At 73.7% G+C, this 15,644-nt stretch carries 12 protein-coding genes; 5 read left to right on the top strand and 7 right to left on the bottom strand.

The annotated features are described in order from the left end of the window. Positions 1 to 27: 27 nt before the first annotated feature. Both ACVWNX_RS16340 and ACVWNX_RS16335 read right to left on the bottom strand, forming a co-directional pair. A complete protein-coding gene (locus ACVWNX_RS16340; RefSeq protein WP_454407811.1) occupies positions 28 to 762 on the bottom strand; it encodes a siderophore-interacting protein in 735 nt (244 codons plus the stop codon). Positions 763 to 900: 138 nt separating this feature from the next. Beyond that, on the bottom strand, positions 901 to 3,357 hold the full coding sequence (locus ACVWNX_RS16335) for an ATP-binding cassette domain-containing protein (RefSeq protein ID WP_454407810.1): 2,457 nt from the start codon (positions 3,355 to 3,357) through the stop codon (positions 901 to 903). Positions 3,358 to 3,805: 448 nt separating this feature from the next. Between ACVWNX_RS16335 and ACVWNX_RS16330 the strand changes: the two genes are divergently transcribed. From ACVWNX_RS16330 to ACVWNX_RS16315, 4 genes are read left to right on the top strand one after another with little or no spacing between them, the layout of a single operon-like run. Beyond that, positions 3,806 to 5,350: an APC family permease gene (locus ACVWNX_RS16330; RefSeq protein ID WP_454407809.1), complete on the top strand. Its 1,545-nt coding sequence runs from the start codon at positions 3,806 to 3,808 to the stop codon at positions 5,348 to 5,350. Further along, a complete protein-coding gene (locus ACVWNX_RS16325) occupies positions 5,347 to 5,784 on the top strand; it encodes a hypothetical protein (RefSeq protein ID WP_454407808.1) in 438 nt (145 codons plus the stop codon). Before ACVWNX_RS16330 ends, ACVWNX_RS16325 begins: the two co-directional genes overlap by 4 nt. Further along, positions 5,781 to 7,223, top strand: a complete 1,443-nt coding sequence (locus ACVWNX_RS16320; RefSeq protein ID WP_454407807.1) for a dipeptidase — start codon at positions 5,781 to 5,783, stop codon at positions 7,221 to 7,223. The genes ACVWNX_RS16325 and ACVWNX_RS16320 overlap by 4 nt, the downstream gene beginning before the upstream one ends. Beyond that, complete coding sequence (locus ACVWNX_RS16315; protein ID WP_454407806.1) at positions 7,220 to 7,774, top strand: potassium channel family protein; 555 nt, start codon at positions 7,220 to 7,222, stop codon at positions 7,772 to 7,774. The genes ACVWNX_RS16320 and ACVWNX_RS16315 overlap by 4 nt, the downstream gene beginning before the upstream one ends. Here ACVWNX_RS16315 and ACVWNX_RS16310 read toward each other — a convergent pair. The 5 genes from ACVWNX_RS16310 to ACVWNX_RS16290 all read right to left on the bottom strand — a co-directional run bounded on the left by ACVWNX_RS16310 (position 7,728) and on the right by ACVWNX_RS16290 (position 13,844). After that, entirely contained in the window at positions 7,728 to 8,042 is a 315-nt protein-coding gene (locus tag ACVWNX_RS16310; RefSeq protein WP_454407805.1) for a 4a-hydroxytetrahydrobiopterin dehydratase, read from the bottom strand. The two genes, ACVWNX_RS16315 and ACVWNX_RS16310, sit on opposite strands and share 47 nt — an antisense overlap. A gap of 318 nt (positions 8,043 to 8,360) precedes the next feature. Beyond that, entirely contained in the window at positions 8,361 to 10,844 is a 2,484-nt protein-coding gene (locus ACVWNX_RS16305; RefSeq protein WP_454407804.1) for a UvrD-helicase domain-containing protein, read from the bottom strand. Positions 10,845 to 11,082: 238 nt separating this feature from the next. Further along, entirely contained in the window at positions 11,083 to 12,687 is a 1,605-nt protein-coding gene (locus ACVWNX_RS16300) for a toll/interleukin-1 receptor domain-containing protein (RefSeq protein WP_454407803.1), read from the bottom strand. Positions 12,688 to 12,879: 192 nt separating this feature from the next. Further along, entirely contained in the window at positions 12,880 to 13,476 is a 597-nt protein-coding gene (locus ACVWNX_RS16295) for a DUF1700 domain-containing protein (protein ID WP_454407802.1), read from the bottom strand. Further along, positions 13,473 to 13,844: a PadR family transcriptional regulator gene (locus ACVWNX_RS16290; RefSeq protein ID WP_454407801.1), complete on the bottom strand. Its 372-nt coding sequence runs from the start codon at positions 13,842 to 13,844 to the stop codon at positions 13,473 to 13,475. The genes ACVWNX_RS16295 and ACVWNX_RS16290 overlap by 4 nt, the downstream gene beginning before the upstream one ends. A gap of 482 nt (positions 13,845 to 14,326) precedes the next feature. Between ACVWNX_RS16290 and ACVWNX_RS16285 the strand changes: the two genes are divergently transcribed. Beyond that, complete coding sequence (locus ACVWNX_RS16285; RefSeq protein ID WP_454407800.1) at positions 14,327 to 15,556, top strand: hypothetical protein; 1,230 nt, start codon at positions 14,327 to 14,329, stop codon at positions 15,554 to 15,556. The last annotated feature ends 88 nt before the right edge of the window (positions 15,557 to 15,644 follow it).

The raw sequence follows: 15,644 nt of genomic DNA, 5'->3' as shown, positions 1-15,644 counted from the left end.
CTGGGAAGGACCGTGCGACCACCCCCGCTACGCCGGACGCCAGTACCCGAGGGCCTTGACGCGCGGCTTGGGGACCGACAGCTCCTTGCGCAGATACGCCGCGAGCGCCCGTGTGGTGACGGTGTCGCAGGCGATCCAGACGTAGAACTCGTCGGGCCCCCGGTGTTTCCCGAGGAGGTCCGGGAGGGTGGACCGGACCTCCTCGACGAGTCCCGCGCCGGAGTCCCGGCGCGGAACGACGCGCAGATCGTGCCGGGCGGGGTCGACCCGCGTCGGCAGCCGTTCGTCGAGCGGGTGGGAGGTCTCGTACCAGATGGTGGCCGTGGACCCGTCCAGCGCGTCGAGCAGCGAGTTGATCGCGGGCAGGGACGCCGGGTCCCCGATCACGTAGAGGTGCGAGGGGGCGGGCTCGGGACGGGTGAACTCCGTTCCGTGCACCGTCGCCTCGATGGTGTCGCCGGGGCGGGCGGCGCGCGCCCAGTCGCTGGCGGGGCCCTCGTGGAGGACGAACTCCAGGCTGAACGTGCCCCGTCCCGGGTCCGGGTCGACCAGGGTGTAGCCCCGCTGGTGCGGCCGTCCCGCGTTCTCGAACCAGAGCCGCACCCACATGGTGGGATGGGTCCCGGTCACCGCGAGCATGCCGCCGTCGGTGAGGTGGACGCGGCGCATGCGGTCGTTGACCACCTCGGTGGCGGTCACGGTGAAGGTGAAGTCCTTGCCGCGCAGCAGCTTGAGGACGGCGCCCTCCCATCCGTGCCCCATCGTCCGCTCCCGTTCCTCACCGCACATCGTGGACAGGGGCCCCCGGAGTGACTCGTAACCCCGGGGGCCGTTGAAGTTAGGTTAGCCTAACCTCGGTCCTCTTGGCGAGGTCGTCGCGGAACGGGCTCCGCGCGGGGGTCAGACCCCCAGGTACGCGCTGAGGTGCCGGGCCGTCAGCGACTTCCCCGACGGGGCGCTCCCGACCAGCTCGGCCGGGGTGCCGGTGAAGACGACCTCCCCGCCCGCGTGGCCGCCGCCCGGACCGATGTCGACGATCCAGTCCGCGTGCGCCATGACCGCCAGGTGGTGCTCGATCACGATCACCGAGTTGCCGTCGTCCACCAGCCGGTCCAGCAGCGCCAGCAGCTTGTCCACGTCCGCCATGTGCAGTCCCGTGGTCGGCTCGTCCAGGATGTACGTCGAGGACTTCTCCGCCATGTGGATGGCGAGCTTCAGCCGCTGGCGCTCGCCGCCGGAGAGGGTGTTGAGCGGCTGCCCCAGGCGGAGGTAGCCGAGGCCGACGTCCAGCAGCCGGGTGAGGATGCGGTGCGCCGGGCCGGTGGGGAAGAACGCGTGCGCCTCGGCCACCGGCATCGCCAGGACCTCGCTGATGTCCTTGCCGTCCAGCCGGTACTCCAGCACCTCCGGGGTGTAGCGCTTGCCTTCGCAGCGCTCGCAGACGGACGCCACCCCGGCCATCATCGCCAGGTCCGTGTAGACCAGCCCGACCCCGTTGCAGCCGGGGCAGGCGCCCGCCGAGTTGGCGCTGAACAGGGCGGGCTTCACCCCGTTGGCCTTGGCGAACGCCGTGCGGATCGGGTTCAGCAGACCCGTGTAGGTGGCCGGGTTGGAGCGGCGCGAGCCCCGGATGGGCGACTGGTCGGCCACCACCACCCCGTCCCGGTGCGCCAGATGGCCGTGGATCAGCGAACTCTTCCCGGAGCCCGCGACGCCGGTGACCACCGCCAGCACGCCCAGCGGGACGTCCACCGAGACGTCCTTCAGGTTGTGCAGGGTGGCGTGCTCGATCGACAGCTGTCCGGTGGGCTTGCGGACCGTGTCGCGCAGCGGGGCCCGGTGGCTCAGATGGCGTCCGGTGAGGGTGTCCGAGGCGCGCAGCCCGGCCACGTCACCGCTGTACTGGATCAGCCCGCCGTCGGTCCCGGCGCCCGGGCCGAGGTCCACCACGTGGTCGGCGAGGGCGATGACCTCCGGCTTGTGCTCGACGACCAGCACGGTGTTGCCCTTGTCGCGCAGCCGCAGCAGCAGGTCGTTCATCCGCTGGATGTCGTGCGGGTGCAGTCCGGTGGTGGGCTCGTCGAAGACGTAGGTGACGTCGCTGAGCGCCGAGCCGAGGTGGCGGACCATCTTCACCCGCTGGGCCTCGCCGCCGGAGAGGGAGGACGAGGTGCGGTCCAGGCTGAGGTAGCCGAGGCCGATCTCCACCAGCGAGTCCAGCAGTGCGCCGAGGGCCGCCAGCACCGGGGCGACGGGCGGCGCGTCGAGGGCGCGGACGAACACGGCCAGGTCGCTGATCTGGAGCGCCGCGCACTCCGCGATGTTGCGTCCCTCGATCCGGCAGTCCAGCGCGGCCCGGTTGAGCCGGGCGCCCTCGCACTCGGGGCAGGTGGCGAAGACGACCGCCCGGTCCACGAAGGCCCGGACGTGGGACTGCATCGCCTCCCGGTCCTTGGCGAGGAACGACCGCTGGATGCGCGGGATCAGGCCCTCGTAGGTGAGGTTGCTGGTGCCGACCTTCACCTTGGTCACCGGCTTGTGCAGCAGGTCGTACAGCTCGGTCTCGGTGTAGTCCGCGACCTTCTTCGCCGGGTCGTAGAAGCCGGACCCGGCCAGCACCTTCCACGGCCAGGAGTCCACCGGGTAGCCCGGGATCAGGACGGCGCCCTCGTTCAGGGAGAGCGAGCGGTCGACGACCTGGTCGACGTCGATGTCGGATATCCGGCCGATGCCCTCGCAGCGCGGGCACATGCCCTCGGAGCCGTTGAAGCTGAACGCCTCGGAGGTGCCCGCGTACGGCTGTCCGATCCGGCTGAAGACGATCCGCAGCATGGTGTACGCGTCGGTCGCGGTGCCCACGGTGGAGCGGGAGTTGGCGCCCATCCGCTCCTGGTCGACCACGATCGCCGCGCTCAGGTTGCGCAGTCCGTCCACGTCCGGGCGGTTGGGGGCGGGCATGAACGACTGGATGAAGCTGGTGTACGTCTCGTTGATCAGCCGCTGGGACTCGGCGGCGATGGTGCCGAAGACGAGCGAGGACTTGCCCGAGCCGGAGACCCCGGTGAAGACGGTGAGCCGGCGCTTGGGGATGTCCACCGAGACGTTCCGCAGGTTGTTCTCGCGGGCGCCCCGGACCTCGATGAGGTGGTGCCCGTCGGCGGCCGGGTTCGCGGGGTGCGCCGGGGGCGCGGGGTGCGCGGGGTCGGTGGGGTTCGCCGGGTTCGCCAGGTTCGCCGGGCTCACGGGGGTCGCGGGGTGCGTGGAGTCGGTGGGGGGCGTGGGGGCCGTGGGTGTGGCGGGGGCCGGTGGGGCCGGGGTGGTGCGGTGCGTGCTCTGGTGGTCGGCCTCGGCCTGCATGACTCTCCTCGGGCGGCGCCTGGTGGCACGGCGGCCCGCGTGGGCGGGGGCGTCGTGCCAGTCGTGAGCGCACCAGGGTACAGGTAATTGGATACGGTGTACGCAGTATTGCTGGCGGAAACCCGCCAGGTGGTTGGCCGGGAGGGGGCGGTGTCCCGCCGGGTGGGCGGGGCCTGGGGTGACCGGTCAGGTGGTTCGGGTGTTCCCGGGGTGGTCGGGTCCGGTGGGTGGGGTGCCTCCGGTGCGGCCGGAGGCGCGGGACGGTCGGGGCGGGGTTTCCTCGGGCGGGGTGAGGTTTCCTCGGGCGGTCCGGTGGTCGGGCGGACGGGCGGGCGGCGGTCCGGTGGGCTCGGGGGCGTTCACCCGGACGGCGCCCGGGGGCTGCGGCCCGTCCCGGTCCGGCGGAGTGTGGGGGTGTTCCTTCCCCGGACGGCTGCGAGGTGGCCGCGTGAGCGCGATGGACGTACCCGAAGACTCCCCCCGGGGGACCGCGAGGGAGGCGCCGAGGGCTGCCGAGCGGGCCGGGGCCGCCCGCAGTGCCGCGAACCCCACCCTCACCTGGGTGACCCTCGCCCTGATGACCACCGCCTCGGTGGCCAGTCTGCGGGCCGCGCCGACCATGGCCGTCTACGGGCTGGCCTGCGTGTTCCTCTACCTGGTCCCGGCGATCGCCTTCCTGCTGCCGACCTCGCTGGTCTCCGCCGAACTCGCCTCCGGCTGGAGCGGCGGCGTCTACCGCTGGGTCAGCGAGGGGCTGTCCAAACCGCTCGGCTTCCTCGCCGTCTGGTGCCAGTTCGCGATGACGATCTTCTACTACCCCAGTCTGCTGGCCTTCGTGGCCAGCACCATCGCGTACATCATCGATCCCGCGCTGGCCGCCAACGGCCTCTACACCGCCATCGTGATCATGGTCCTGTACTGGACCGGGGTGTGGGTCTCCGCGCGGGGCACCGGGACGCTGGCCGGGCTGTCGTCCTGGGGCCTGATCATCGGCACCCTGGTCCCGGGCACCCTGCTCGTCGTCCTCGGAATGGTCTTCCTCGGCCAGGGCAACCCGTCCGCCGCGCCGATGGACGCCGCCAACCTCTTCCCCCAGTGGACGGGACTGGCGAGCCTCGTCCTCATCGTCAACAACTTCCTCAGCTACTCCGGCATGGAGATGAACGCCGTCCACGTCTCCTCGCTGAAGGACCCGCCGCGCGAGTTCCCCAAGTCGATGTTCCTGGCGATGGGCCTCGTCCTGCTGATCTTCATCCTGCCCGCGCTGGCCATCAGCTGGGTGGTCCCCTCCGACCAGCTCAGCCTCACCGCCGGGGTCATGCAGGCGTTCGACGCGTTCTTCTCCTACTTCCACATCGGCTGGCTCACCCCGGTCGCGGCCGTCGCGCTCATCGCCGCCTCCCTCGGCGGGATGCTCACCTGGCTCGCCGGACCCTCCAAGGGCCTGCTGCTGATCTCCCGCGAGGAGGGCTACCTCCCGCCCTTCCTGCAGAAGCTCAACAAGCACGGCATCCAGCAGAACATCCTGGTGACCCAGGGGATCGTCACCACCGTCATCGCCCTGATGTACGCGCTGATCCCCAATGTCTCCAGCGCCTACTGGATCTTCTCGGTGATCACCACCCAGGTGTACCTGATCGTCTACCTGCTGATGTTCGTCGCCGCCGTCCGGCTGCGCCGCACCCAGCCCGACCACCCGCGCGGCTACCGCGCCCCCGCGCTGCCGCTGCTCTGCGGGGTCGGACTGCTCGCCTCGCTCGCCGCCCTCGCCATCGGGTTCGTGCCGTCCTCGCAGTTCGGCGGCGGCAGCGTCTGGCTGTACGTCGGGATCGTGGGCGGCGGGCTGGTCATCCTCGGGCTGCTGATCCCGTTCGCCTTCCTGAAGCTGCGGCGGCCGAGCTGGCGCACCGCCGCGGCGGACGGGGAAGAAGGGGACGGCACCGGCCCGGCGACCGGCTCCGGCTCCGGTACCGGCGAGGGGAGCGCCTCATGAGTCCCACCCGTTTCGCGTCCCAGCACAAGTGGATCTACATCGGGGCGGTCCTGCTGCTCGCCGCCCTGGTGGTGATCGGGATCATCCAGTACGAGACGGTCCGCACCACCAACCAGGCGACCAAGAAGGCCAACCAGCTCGCCGACCTGCTGGAGGCCGACGGCTTCCGCCGCCCCGACCCGGCGGCCGTCGCCCGCGCCCTCGGCACCGACGGCGGGATCGTCTGCGAGGACCCCGACTCCGCCCTCAAGTCCGCGCTCTGGAAGGTCAACCTCTCCAACGGCGCCACCGGACCCGGCCAGCGGCCGGTGATCTCCGACCGGCAGGTGGTCGAGGCGGAGGCGATCGTCCTCGGCGTCTACTGCCCGGAGCAGCTGAAGCAGATCCAGGACCGGATCGACGACCTGAAGACCTCCGACACGGTGAGGCGGTGACTCCGGTGACCCCGGTGAGCGACGGCGACCCGACCCCTTCCGGTACTTCCGCCGGTGCTCCTTCCGGTACCGGTAGCGGTGACGACCTCGGCGCGGCGGTCGCCGGGCTGATGGACCGCGCCCGCGCCGACCTCGCGGAACTCGTGGCGATCCCGTCCGTCGCGGACCCCCGCCAGTACCCGCCCGAGGAGTGCGCGCGGGCCGCCCGCTGGGTCGCGGACGCCTTCACCGGGGCCGGGCTGCACGACGTCCACCTCGCCGAGACCCCGGACGGCAGCCACGCCGTCATCGGGCACCGGCCGCCCCCGCCCGGCGCCCCGACCGTGCTCCTCTACTGCCACTACGACGTGCAGCCCCCGCTGGGGGAGGACGCCTGGCACTCGCCGCCGTTCACCCTCACCGAACGCGACGGCCGCTGGTACGGGCGCGGCACCGCCGACTGCAAGGGCAACATCGTCATGCACCTCACCGCGCTGCGGGCGCTCGGCGCGGACGGCGTCCCGGTGGGGCTGAAGTTCGTGGCGGAGGGCTCCGAGGAGCAGGGCACCGGCGGGCTGGAGCAGTACGTCGCCCAGCACCCCGAGGAGTTCCTCGCGGACGCGCTGCTGGTCTGCGACACCGGGAACGCGGCGGTCGGCGTCCCCACCGCGACGACCTCGCTGCGCGGGCTCGCCAACGTCGTCGTCACCGTCAGCACCCTGGCGGGCGAGGTGCACTCCGGGATGTTCGGCGGCCCCGCCCCCGACGCGCTGGGCGCGCTCGTCCAGGTGCTGGCCTCGCTGCGGGACCCGGTGGACGGCGGCACCCGGATCCAGGGGCTGCCCGCCAACGGCGTCTGGGAGGGCGTCGGATACGACGAGGAACAGTTCCGCCAGGACGCCGGGGTGCTCGACGGGGTGCGGCTGACCGGCTCCGGCACGGTCGCCGACCGGCTGTGGGCCCGGCCCGCCGTGACCGTGCTCGGCATCGACTGCCCGCCGGTCGTGGGCTCGGCCGCCGCCGTCCCCGCGACCGCCCGCGCCCGGGTCAGCCTGCGGGTGCCGCCGGGCACCCGGCCCCAGGACGCCCGGGACGCGCTCGCCGCCCATCTGGAGCGGGAGGTCCCGTGGGGCGCCCGGGTCACCGTCGAGGACGAGGGCGTCGGCTCCCCGTTCCGCGCCGCGACCGGCGGTCCGGCGTACGCGGCCCTGGACCGGGCCATGAGCGAGGTCTACGGGCGCCCGATGGAGTTCCTCGGCCAGGGCGGCTCCATCCCGCTCTGCAACGTCCTCGCCGAGACCTATCCCCGGGCCGAGATCATCCTGATGGGCGTGGAGGAGCCGCGCTGTCTGATCCACGCGCCCAACGAGAGCGTGGACCCGTCCGAGATCCGGCACATGGCCGAGGTGGAGGCCCGCTTCCTGCGGCACTACGCGGCGGCGGGCCGGTCCCGGGCGTGACGCCCTCCCTCTCCGGTGACCGCCTGGTGTCCGACCCGGTGTGGCGGTGGGCGGCGATCGGCGGCGCGGTCGCCGTCCTGGTGGGGCTGTACTTCCTGGTTCCCGAGCGGGCGTTCGGGCCCGAGCGGCCGGTGCTGAGCTGGTCGGTGTTCGTGGTCGCCCTGGTGGCGATCGCCTATCTGATCCTCCATCACATCCGGGACGTGCTGCTGGAGCGGGAGGGCACCCATCCGGCGTTCGCGATCCTGGTGCTGATGTGCGCGACGGTGCTGGTCTTCGCCGTCGCCTACCGGGCGCTCTCCCGGGACCCCGGCGAGTTCGAGGGGCTGACCACCCGGGTGGACTCGCTGTACTTCACCGTCGTCACGCTCGCGACGGTCGGCTTCGGGGACATCACCGCGCACGGGCAGTCGGCCCGGCTGGTGGTGATCCTCCAGATCGTCTACACCTTCGTGTTCCTGACGGCCGCCGCCACCGCCCTGACCACCCGGCTGCGCTCCCAGCTCACGTCCCGCTCGGCCGGGCGCCGTGACGGTCGGCGAGCTCGCTGATCCGGGCGGCCAGCGCGACGTCCTTCGCGGTGATCGCGCCGCCCGCGTCATGGGTGCTGAGGGCGAAGCCGATGGTGGCGTAGAGGACGCGCACGGCGGCGTGGTGGTCCAGCTGGTCCTCGACGGCCGCGACCGCCGCGTACAGGGCGGGCAGATCGGCGCGGTCGGCGGTGAAGGACGCGGTCAGCCCGCCGTCGCGCACCGACCAGTGCGGCAGTGCGGCGAGGGCCTCGTCCAGTTCGGCGGGGGTGAGGGGGGCGGTGGGCATCGGGGGCTCCTCGGGTCGGGTGCTTCGGTGTCCGTCCGGTGTTCGTCCGGTTTCCGTTGGTGTTCGTTCGGTGTCCGTCGGCGTGCTCGGGTGTTCTCCGGCGTTCTCCGGGTGTGGGTCCGTTCAGCCGGTTGTACACCGGGGGGTGGGGCGGGGGGCCCGATTCGTACGGAGGCGGGCGCCGCCGGGCCCGGACGGGGTGCCGCCGGAAGCCAGCCGGGCGGGGCGGTGCCGTCAGGGGCCCGGTTCCGTCAGGCGCCCGGCCCGGTTCCGTCAGGAGGGCGCGGGTCCGCGTCGTCAGGAGGAGGTACGGGTCCGTCAGGAGGGGGTGCGGACCGTGCCCAGCCACAGGACGTCGCGGGCCCGGGTCATGGCGACGAAGAGCTGGCTGCGGGAGAGCGCGGCCCGTTCGTGTTCCGTTCCCGTCCCGGTCCGCGTCTCCGCCTCCGTCGCGGTTGCGGTCCCCGGTTCCGGGGCGGGGGCGGTGCCGTCCGCCTTGGCCGACGCCGACAGTGACGCCGACGCCGACGCCGACGCCGACGCCGACGCCGACGCCGACAGTGACGGGGACGCGGACCGGGACGGGGACGGTGACGGCGGGACGGTGACGTCCGGCAGGTACACCCGCTTGAACTCCAGCCCCTTGGCGCGGCGGTAGCTGCCCAGCTTCACCGCCTCGACGGGGTGGCCGTCGTACTGCTCCAGGGTGCGGACGGGGACGCCGGCCCGGGCCAGCAGCCGCTGGTAGCGCTCGATGGCCCGGGTGGACGGGCACAGGACGGCCGTGTCGGCCAGCTCCGCCGGGGTCAGCGCGCGCAGCGCGTCCAGCAGGGCGCGGTCGTGCTCGGCGACGCTGTCCGCCGCGAACCGCTGGACCTCTCCGTCGTGGTACGTCAGGTCCACGTCCTGTCGGGCGGGGCTGCGCAGTCCGTCGAGGTCCTCGAAGGCGTCGTCCGCGACGACGGCGAGCGCCGCCTCCAGGATCGACTGGCTGTTGCGGTAGTTGACGCGCAGCACCTGGCCCCGGTCGCCACGGATCTCCACGCCCGCGTCGGAGAGCCGGAAGCCGCCCGGGTAGACGGCCTGCTGGCCGTCGCCGACGAGCAGCAGACCGTTGGGGGCGTCCCCGGTCAGGGCGTGCACCAGTCGGACGCCCACCAGGGTCAGGTCCTGCACCTCGTCCACGATCACGGAGGTGTACGGGGTGGGCGGCCGCCGTCCGTCCTCGCGGCGCGCCTCCGCCAGGGCCAGCGACAGCAGGTCGTTGAAGTCGTGCACCCCCCGGTCGGCGCGCAGCCGCTCGTACGTCCGGTACAGCTCCCACACCGCCTGGCGGTGCGTACGGCGCAGGATCGTGCGGCGGCGGCGCCGGGTGAGTGCCGCGTACTCCTCGAAGGCGGTGAGGCCACGGCCCTTGATGACGTAGTCGATCTCCTCCTGCCAGTAGCCCGGCGCGGAGTCGATCTCGGCGAGCGGGCCGTCCCGGCCGACGTCCTTCCAGGCGAGGCTGAACGCGGTCGCCGCCTTGCCCGGGTGGAGGTTGACGGGCACTTCGCGGCCGCGGAGGAACTCCACGGCCCAGGAGTGCAGGCTCCGGAAGTCCACCCGGTCGGCCGCCGCCGGGGCCATCGCCTTCAGGAAGGTGCTCTGCACCCGGGGCAGGTTGTTGGCGAAGGTCACGTAGAGCACCCGGCCGTGGGCGCGCTGCGCGAGGTGGGCGGCGCGGTGCAGTCCGACGACGGTCTTGCCGGTGCCGGCGGGGCCGCTGATGCGGGCGGGGCCGGTCCAGTTGCGGCGGACCAGGGCGGCCTGGTCGGGGTGGAGGAACGTCATCCACCGCTCGATCGGCTCCCGCCGCGCCTCGGCGAGCACGGCCTCGCGCAGCCCGTTGAGGTCGAACAGGCCGTCGGGGTCGAGGAGTTTCCTGGGGTCGATGGGGGAGGAAGGGGCTGAAGGGGCCGAAGGGGCCCCTGGGGTGGAGGGGGTGGTCGGTGCGCCGGGGGCTCCGGCGGGCCCGTCCGGGGTTCCAGGGGCTCCGGCACGGCTCGGTGCGCGGTCCGGTGCGGGGTCCGGTCCCCACGCTGGCGCGGGAACCGGTGCGTGCGGGGTGGAGGGGGCGGGGGAGCCGTGTGGGATCCGCTGGGTGCCCGGGGTGCCCGGGGTGCCCGGGGTGCCTGGAGCGCTCGGAGCGTTCGGGGTGCCCAAGGCGTCCGGGGTGCCCGGAGCGGTGACGACGGAGTCCTCGTAGTCGGGGAAGACGCGTTCCAGGTGGTCGGCGATGGCCCGGATCTGGGCGGGCTGGAGCCGGGCGCGCTCGGACAGCAGCGCGGGGCCCGCCTCGCGTTCCCCGAGGAGGCGGACGCGGCCCAGCGAGGTGTCCAGCCGTCGTCCCGCGAAGACCATCAGCGGGCGCACCGCCACCGGGGACAGCCCCAGCGCGCCGACCGCGCCCTCCGCGACCCGGGTCACGGCGAGCAACTTGCGGACGTGCTCACCGCGCGGGTCGCCGCCGGACCGCAGTTCGCCGTCGACGACCTCGGGGGCGGTCCGCCAGTTCTTCACGTCCACGACGAACACCCCGCCGGGGCCGACGAGCAGCATGTCCACGTTGGCGGCCCGGGTGCCCGGCCACCGCCGGTCGACCAGCATCCGCCAGCCGCGTTCGGTGAGCATCAACAGCTTGGCCGCGACATCGCGTTCGCCGTCGCCCGCCGCCTGCCAGCGCAGGGCGGCGAGCCGGGCGGCCCGCCACTGCTGGTGCAGCAGCCGTTCCTGCCGCCGCGCCTCCTGAGCCCGGCGCATCGCCGAATCCCCCGCCGCCATCGTCGCCCCCCGAGGCCCGACAAGACCTAGCACACCGTGTAGCGATCATAGGACGTTGAGCGATGGGGGTGGCAGGGCGTCTCCGGGGAGCGCTCTCCCCTCGCCCGTCCCCGTACCTCTCCCCGTACCTTTCCCCGCACTTCTTCTCCCCGTGCCTCTCGCCGCATCCGTCCCCGTGTCTCTCGCGGCACCTTTCGTGGTGCTCCCCGCGTCCCGCTCACGACGACGGTCCCGTCCGCGGACCGTGCCACGGGTTTCCGCCGGGGTCCTGTGCCCAGGGCGTGCCGGGGTCCTGTCCCCAGGAGGTACGGACCGGGCCGGGGCCCCAGGGTGCCTCGGGCGCGGGGGGAGCCGTCCCGTCCGGCGTCGGCGGCTCCTGGGCGGGGGGCGTTCCGTTCGGATGCGCGGGGGCGTCCTGTGCCGGGGCCGTCCCGTCCGGATGGGCGTGGACGTCCTGTGCCGGGAACGTGCCGCCGTGGTCCGTGCCGTCAGCGCCGTGCGTGCCGTGCGTGCCGTGCGCGTCGTGGACGCCGTGGTCCCGGTACGGTTCCGGATCACCGGTCGGGGCGTCGTCCCGGGACGCGTCGTCCACGTCCCGGCGCATGGCCTCGGCGGCTTCCCCGTTGCCCGACGCCTCCACCATCCGGGCGATGCGGTGGACGTACCCCGCCCATTCGTCCGACCCCCGCACGACGCCCAACTCGTCGAGCAAGCCGGACAGATGACCGTTCACCCGGACACCGCGGCTCTTGCGGAGCGCTTCGGGTTCCGCCGGGTGGTTCCGGTCCCGCTGCCGCAGGGTCAGCCGCACCCGGGTCGCGTAGGCCAGCACCGTTCCCGAGTCGTCGTGGACGGGGGTGCCGAGCAGCCCGGCCAGCCGGTGGCCGAGGTACGCGCCACGGGTGGGGTGTTCCGCCCGGGTGCACCGCTCCACCCGGTCGAGCACCGCGGCCACGGCGACGGCGGACGGGTCGCCGTGCGCCGTGGAGTCGGCACGCCAGCGGACCACCGCCGAGAACAGGAAGGGGTATCCGGACAGCGCGCTGCTCACCTGGACGTCGGTGACGACGGACTCCATGAAGGGCGGTTCGGAGCGCGGACGTCCACGGGTGCCACCCGGCGCGAACGCGATCAGCAGCGCTCCGGCCACGACGGCCGGCAGCGCGTACCAGGCCCAGCCGGGCCAGCCGAGGGCGATGGCGGTCACGAGGGCGGCGGCGATCAGCGAGCGGCCGTCCTCCTGCCGGAGGACCGCCCGCGCCCGTGTCGGGGCGGCGGCCCTGTCCCTTCTCCGTTTCCCCGCCGGGGCTTCCCCCACCGGGCGGAGTCCGGGCGGGGCCGCCGGGGTGAGGGCCGGGGCGTCGGGGACGAGCCGGGCGATGTTCTCCGTCAGTCTCGACAGGTCCGCTTCGGCGTTGCGGTGATCGAGCCTCAGGTACTGGCGGTCGGCGAGCAGGTCCAGTCCGTCCGGAAGGTCCTCGTGCCTCAGCCGGGCGGTGCGGCCGACCAGGAGGGGCAGGACCACGGCTCCTGCCCGGTGGGCCTCCAGGATCTCCCTGCGGGGCCAGTCCCCGGGATCCTCCAGCGCGGGGCGGCCGTCCGCCGTCCGGGCGTCCAGCCAGCGCGGCCCGATCACGGCCAGCAGCACGCGGCAGCTCCGGGCGGCGGTCAGTAACTCCTGCGGGAAGCGGCTTCCCGGGCTGATCGACTTGCCCGCGCGGAAGACGCTGGCGCTTCCGAAGACGCGGGAGAGCTCCCGTTCCACGAGGGTGGCGGTCGCCTCCTCGTCACCGGTCCGGTAGTTCACGAAGACCATCGACATCGTGAAGTGCCTCTTTCGTGGTCGCCTGGGCCTGTTGGCCTGAGAGCGGCACACCGAATGAGTCTCCGGTCGGTTCGCGGATCGAGGAGTTCCCGACACGCGTGGTGCGGGGCGTCTGTGCCGCCCGTACGGCCTACCCGAGCGGGAGGTCCGGGACGCGCGCGGGCGGCCGTTCGGGACCGTGGCGCGGGGTCAGGCCCGTGCCTTCGCCCGTCGCCACAGGTAGCGGACGGTCAGCCCGGCGCTCACCAGCCAGATGACCTGGGTGAGCAGCAGTTCCAGCGGGCCGATGCGGCCGCCCGCGCTGCCCATGCCGAACAGCAGCAGGAACAGGGTCACCGGGGCGAACAGGATCGCCACGCTGGCGATTACCTTCTCCCCGCCGCGCCAGAGCGGGTCGATCCACAGGAGGACGAGTGCGGCGAGGACCACGAACGCGCCGATCCGGGGGCTCACCGTGCAGATCGGCGAGGCGAGGGCCAGCACGGCGAGCAGGCCCTTGGTGCGGGAGGTGGGCGCGGGGCGGGCGGGGGCGTCGGCCGTGGTCGGGGCCGTGGGCTCCTCCGCGAGGGCCGCCGCGGCGACCGTGCGGGGGTCGCCGAGCGCGTCGAGGACCCGGCGGACGTCCGTGTCGGAGGCCGTCCCGGCGAGGGAGGTGAGGATGTGCTCGCTGAGGTCCGTGAGGAGTTCCTCGCGGCGCGCGGCGGACAGCGGGGCGCACTCCTGGCGCAGGGTGTCCAGGTAGGCGCGGACGAGCGGGTGGCCGAGGGCCGTGGGCGCGGTGTTCATGAGTGGGTCCCCCCCGAGGTCAGAAAGTGGTCGACCGCGTCGCGGAACGGCGGCCAGCTCGCGGAGAACTCCGCGAGGGCGGCCCGCCCGGTGTCGGTCAGGGTGTAGTAGCGGCGCGCGGGGCCGCTGGGCGACTCGCGCAGGAAGGTGTCCACCAGCCGGTCGCGGCGCAGCCGGGACAGCAGCGGGTAGATGGTGCCCTGGCTGGTGGTCATCACCCGGACCGCGGAGAGCCCTTCGAGCAGTTCGATCCCGTAGCGGGGACCGTCGCGCAGTTGGGCGAGGACGCAGTACTCCAGGACGCCCTTGCGCAGCTGGCTGACCACCTTCCCTTCGGCCGGTGCTGTGCTTGCCTCGCCTTGTTCCATGCAATGCAAGGTACCTGGCGCGGGGAGCGCACGGCAAGGGAGTCCGGGCGGCGCGGCGCGTCGGTTACCCGACGGTGACGATCTCCGCCGGACGGTGACGTTCCCGGCCGGGCGCCTCCGGTCCTGGCCGGGTGCCTCTGGTTCCGGTCGGGTGCCTCCGGTTCCGGTCGGACGCTTCGCGTTCCGGTCGGGTGACGGACGCTCACCCGGTCGGGCCGGGCCGGGTCGCGGTACGCCGTCCGGCGCGTGAGCCTGACGGGCACAGGCCCCGGGTCCGCCCGCGTCCGGCCGCAGTCGTACGGCGAGGAGATCCCATGCCCGGTGGTGACGGGTCCGTGCCCGGTGACGAGGGGAACCCGCCCGGGTCCGGGGGCGGACCTCTGCCCGGTGCCGGTGCCGGTGCCGGTGCCGGTGCGGGTGGCGGGGCTCGGGCCGTTGCCGGGAGCGGCGGAAGTGGTGACGGGGGCGGGGACGAACTCGCCGTGTTGCGGGCGCGGGTGGCCGCGCTGGAGAGCGGGCGGGAGCACGTCTCCCGGCACCGGGTGCGGGGGTTCTTCGCCGCGCTGCTGATCGTCGTCGGGTGCGTCCTCGCCCCGCTGTCCGTGCTCGCCTCCTGGACCGCCGACGAGGTCGGGAACACCGACCGCTACGTGGCCACCGTCGCCCCGCTCGCCTCCGACCCCGATGTGCAGAAGGCGGTGGCCGACCGGGTCACCGACGCGGTGATGACCCGCCTCGACCTCCCCGCCCTGCTCTCCGACGTCGCCCCCGCCGACCGGCCCCGGCTGGAGAAGGCGTTGGGCGCCCTCAGCGGTCCGCTGGAGGGCGCCATCCGTTCCTTCGTCCACGACCGGGCGCTGGACGTCGCGAAGTCGGACGCCTTCGCCCGGGTGTGGACCGAGGCGAACCGGCAGGCCCACGACTCCCTCGACCGCGCCCTCACCGGCAGCGGCGGCGGCACCGTCCAGCTCACCGACGGTGCCGTCACCGTCGACCTCGGACCACTGGTGGACCGGGTCAAGCAACGGCTCGTCGACGAGGGGTTCACCGCCGCCGGGCGCATCCCCGAGGTGCACACCCACCTCACCGTGGCGAACGCCCCCGACGACAGCGCCCTCGCCAAGGTCCGGGTCTGGTTCCGGATCCTCCAGATCCTCGGCAACTGGCTGCCCGTCATCGCGGCGGCCCTGGTCGTCGGCGGGGTGCTGCTCGCCCGGCGGCGACGGCGGGCCCTCATCGCCGGGGCGCTCGGCGTGGCCTTCGCCGTGGTGCTGCTGGGCGCCGGACTCACCCTCTTCCGCTCGTTCTACCTGGACGCGCTGCCCACGAGCGTCTCCCGGGACGCCGCCGGGTCGGTGTACGACGCGATGGTCCGGTTCCTGCGGGCCTCGGTGCGGGTGGTCGCCGCCCTCGGGGTGGTCGTCGCCCTGATCGCCTGGGTCACCGGGGACGGGCGGTGGGCCCGTGCCACGCGGGAGGTGTGGGCCGACGGCGTCGGCGGCGCCCGGCGGTTCGCCGACCGGGCCGGGTTCCGGGCCGGACCGGTCGGGCCCTGGGTGCGGCGGTACCGGGTGCCCCTGGGATGGGGGCTGGTGGGGGCGGCGGCGCTCGCGCTGGTGCTGTGGTCGTGGCCGACGGCCGGGGTCCTGGTGGGGCTCGGCCTCGGGCTGCTCTTCGCCCTCGCCGTGGTCGGATTCCTGGCGGGTCCCTGACCCGGTGAGCGTCGTCCCGTCGAGGAGGACGCGTACGGCTCCGGTGCCCGGCGGGAGGCCCGGTGTCACCCGGTCGGCGTCGCCCGTG

It is taken from the genome of Streptomyces sp. JNUCC 64, assembly GCF_054484115.1.
Note: the sequence above shows the minus strand (reverse complement) of the source record. Positions and strands in the feature narration are given on the sequence as shown.

Bases quoted from the DNA above. Each gene is read 5' to 3' on its own strand.
- ACVWNX_RS16340 (WP_454407811.1), bottom strand. From the start codon at position 762: ATGGGGCACGGATGGGAGGGCGCCGTCCTCAAGCTGCTGCGCGGCAAG.
- ACVWNX_RS16335 (WP_454407810.1), bottom strand. From the start codon at position 3,357: ATGCAGGCCGAGGCCGACCACCAGAGCACGCACCGCACCACCCCGGCC.
- ACVWNX_RS16325 (WP_454407808.1), top strand. From the start codon at position 5,347: ATGAGTCCCACCCGTTTCGCGTCCCAGCACAAGTGGATCTACATCGGG.
- ACVWNX_RS16310 (WP_454407805.1), bottom strand. From the start codon at position 8,042: ATGCCCACCGCCCCCCTCACCCCCGCCGAACTGGACGAGGCCCTCGCC.
- ACVWNX_RS16305 (WP_454407804.1), bottom strand. From the start codon at position 10,844: ATGCGCCGGGCTCAGGAGGCGCGGCGGCAGGAACGGCTGCTGCACCAG.
- ACVWNX_RS16300 (WP_454407803.1), bottom strand. From the start codon at position 12,687: ATGTCGATGGTCTTCGTGAACTACCGGACCGGTGACGAGGAGGCGACC.
- ACVWNX_RS16295 (WP_454407802.1), bottom strand. From the start codon at position 13,476: ATGAACACCGCGCCCACGGCCCTCGGCCACCCGCTCGTCCGCGCCTAC.
- ACVWNX_RS16290 (WP_454407801.1), bottom strand. From the start codon at position 13,844: ATGGAACAAGGCGAGGCAAGCACAGCACCGGCCGAAGGGAAGGTGGTC.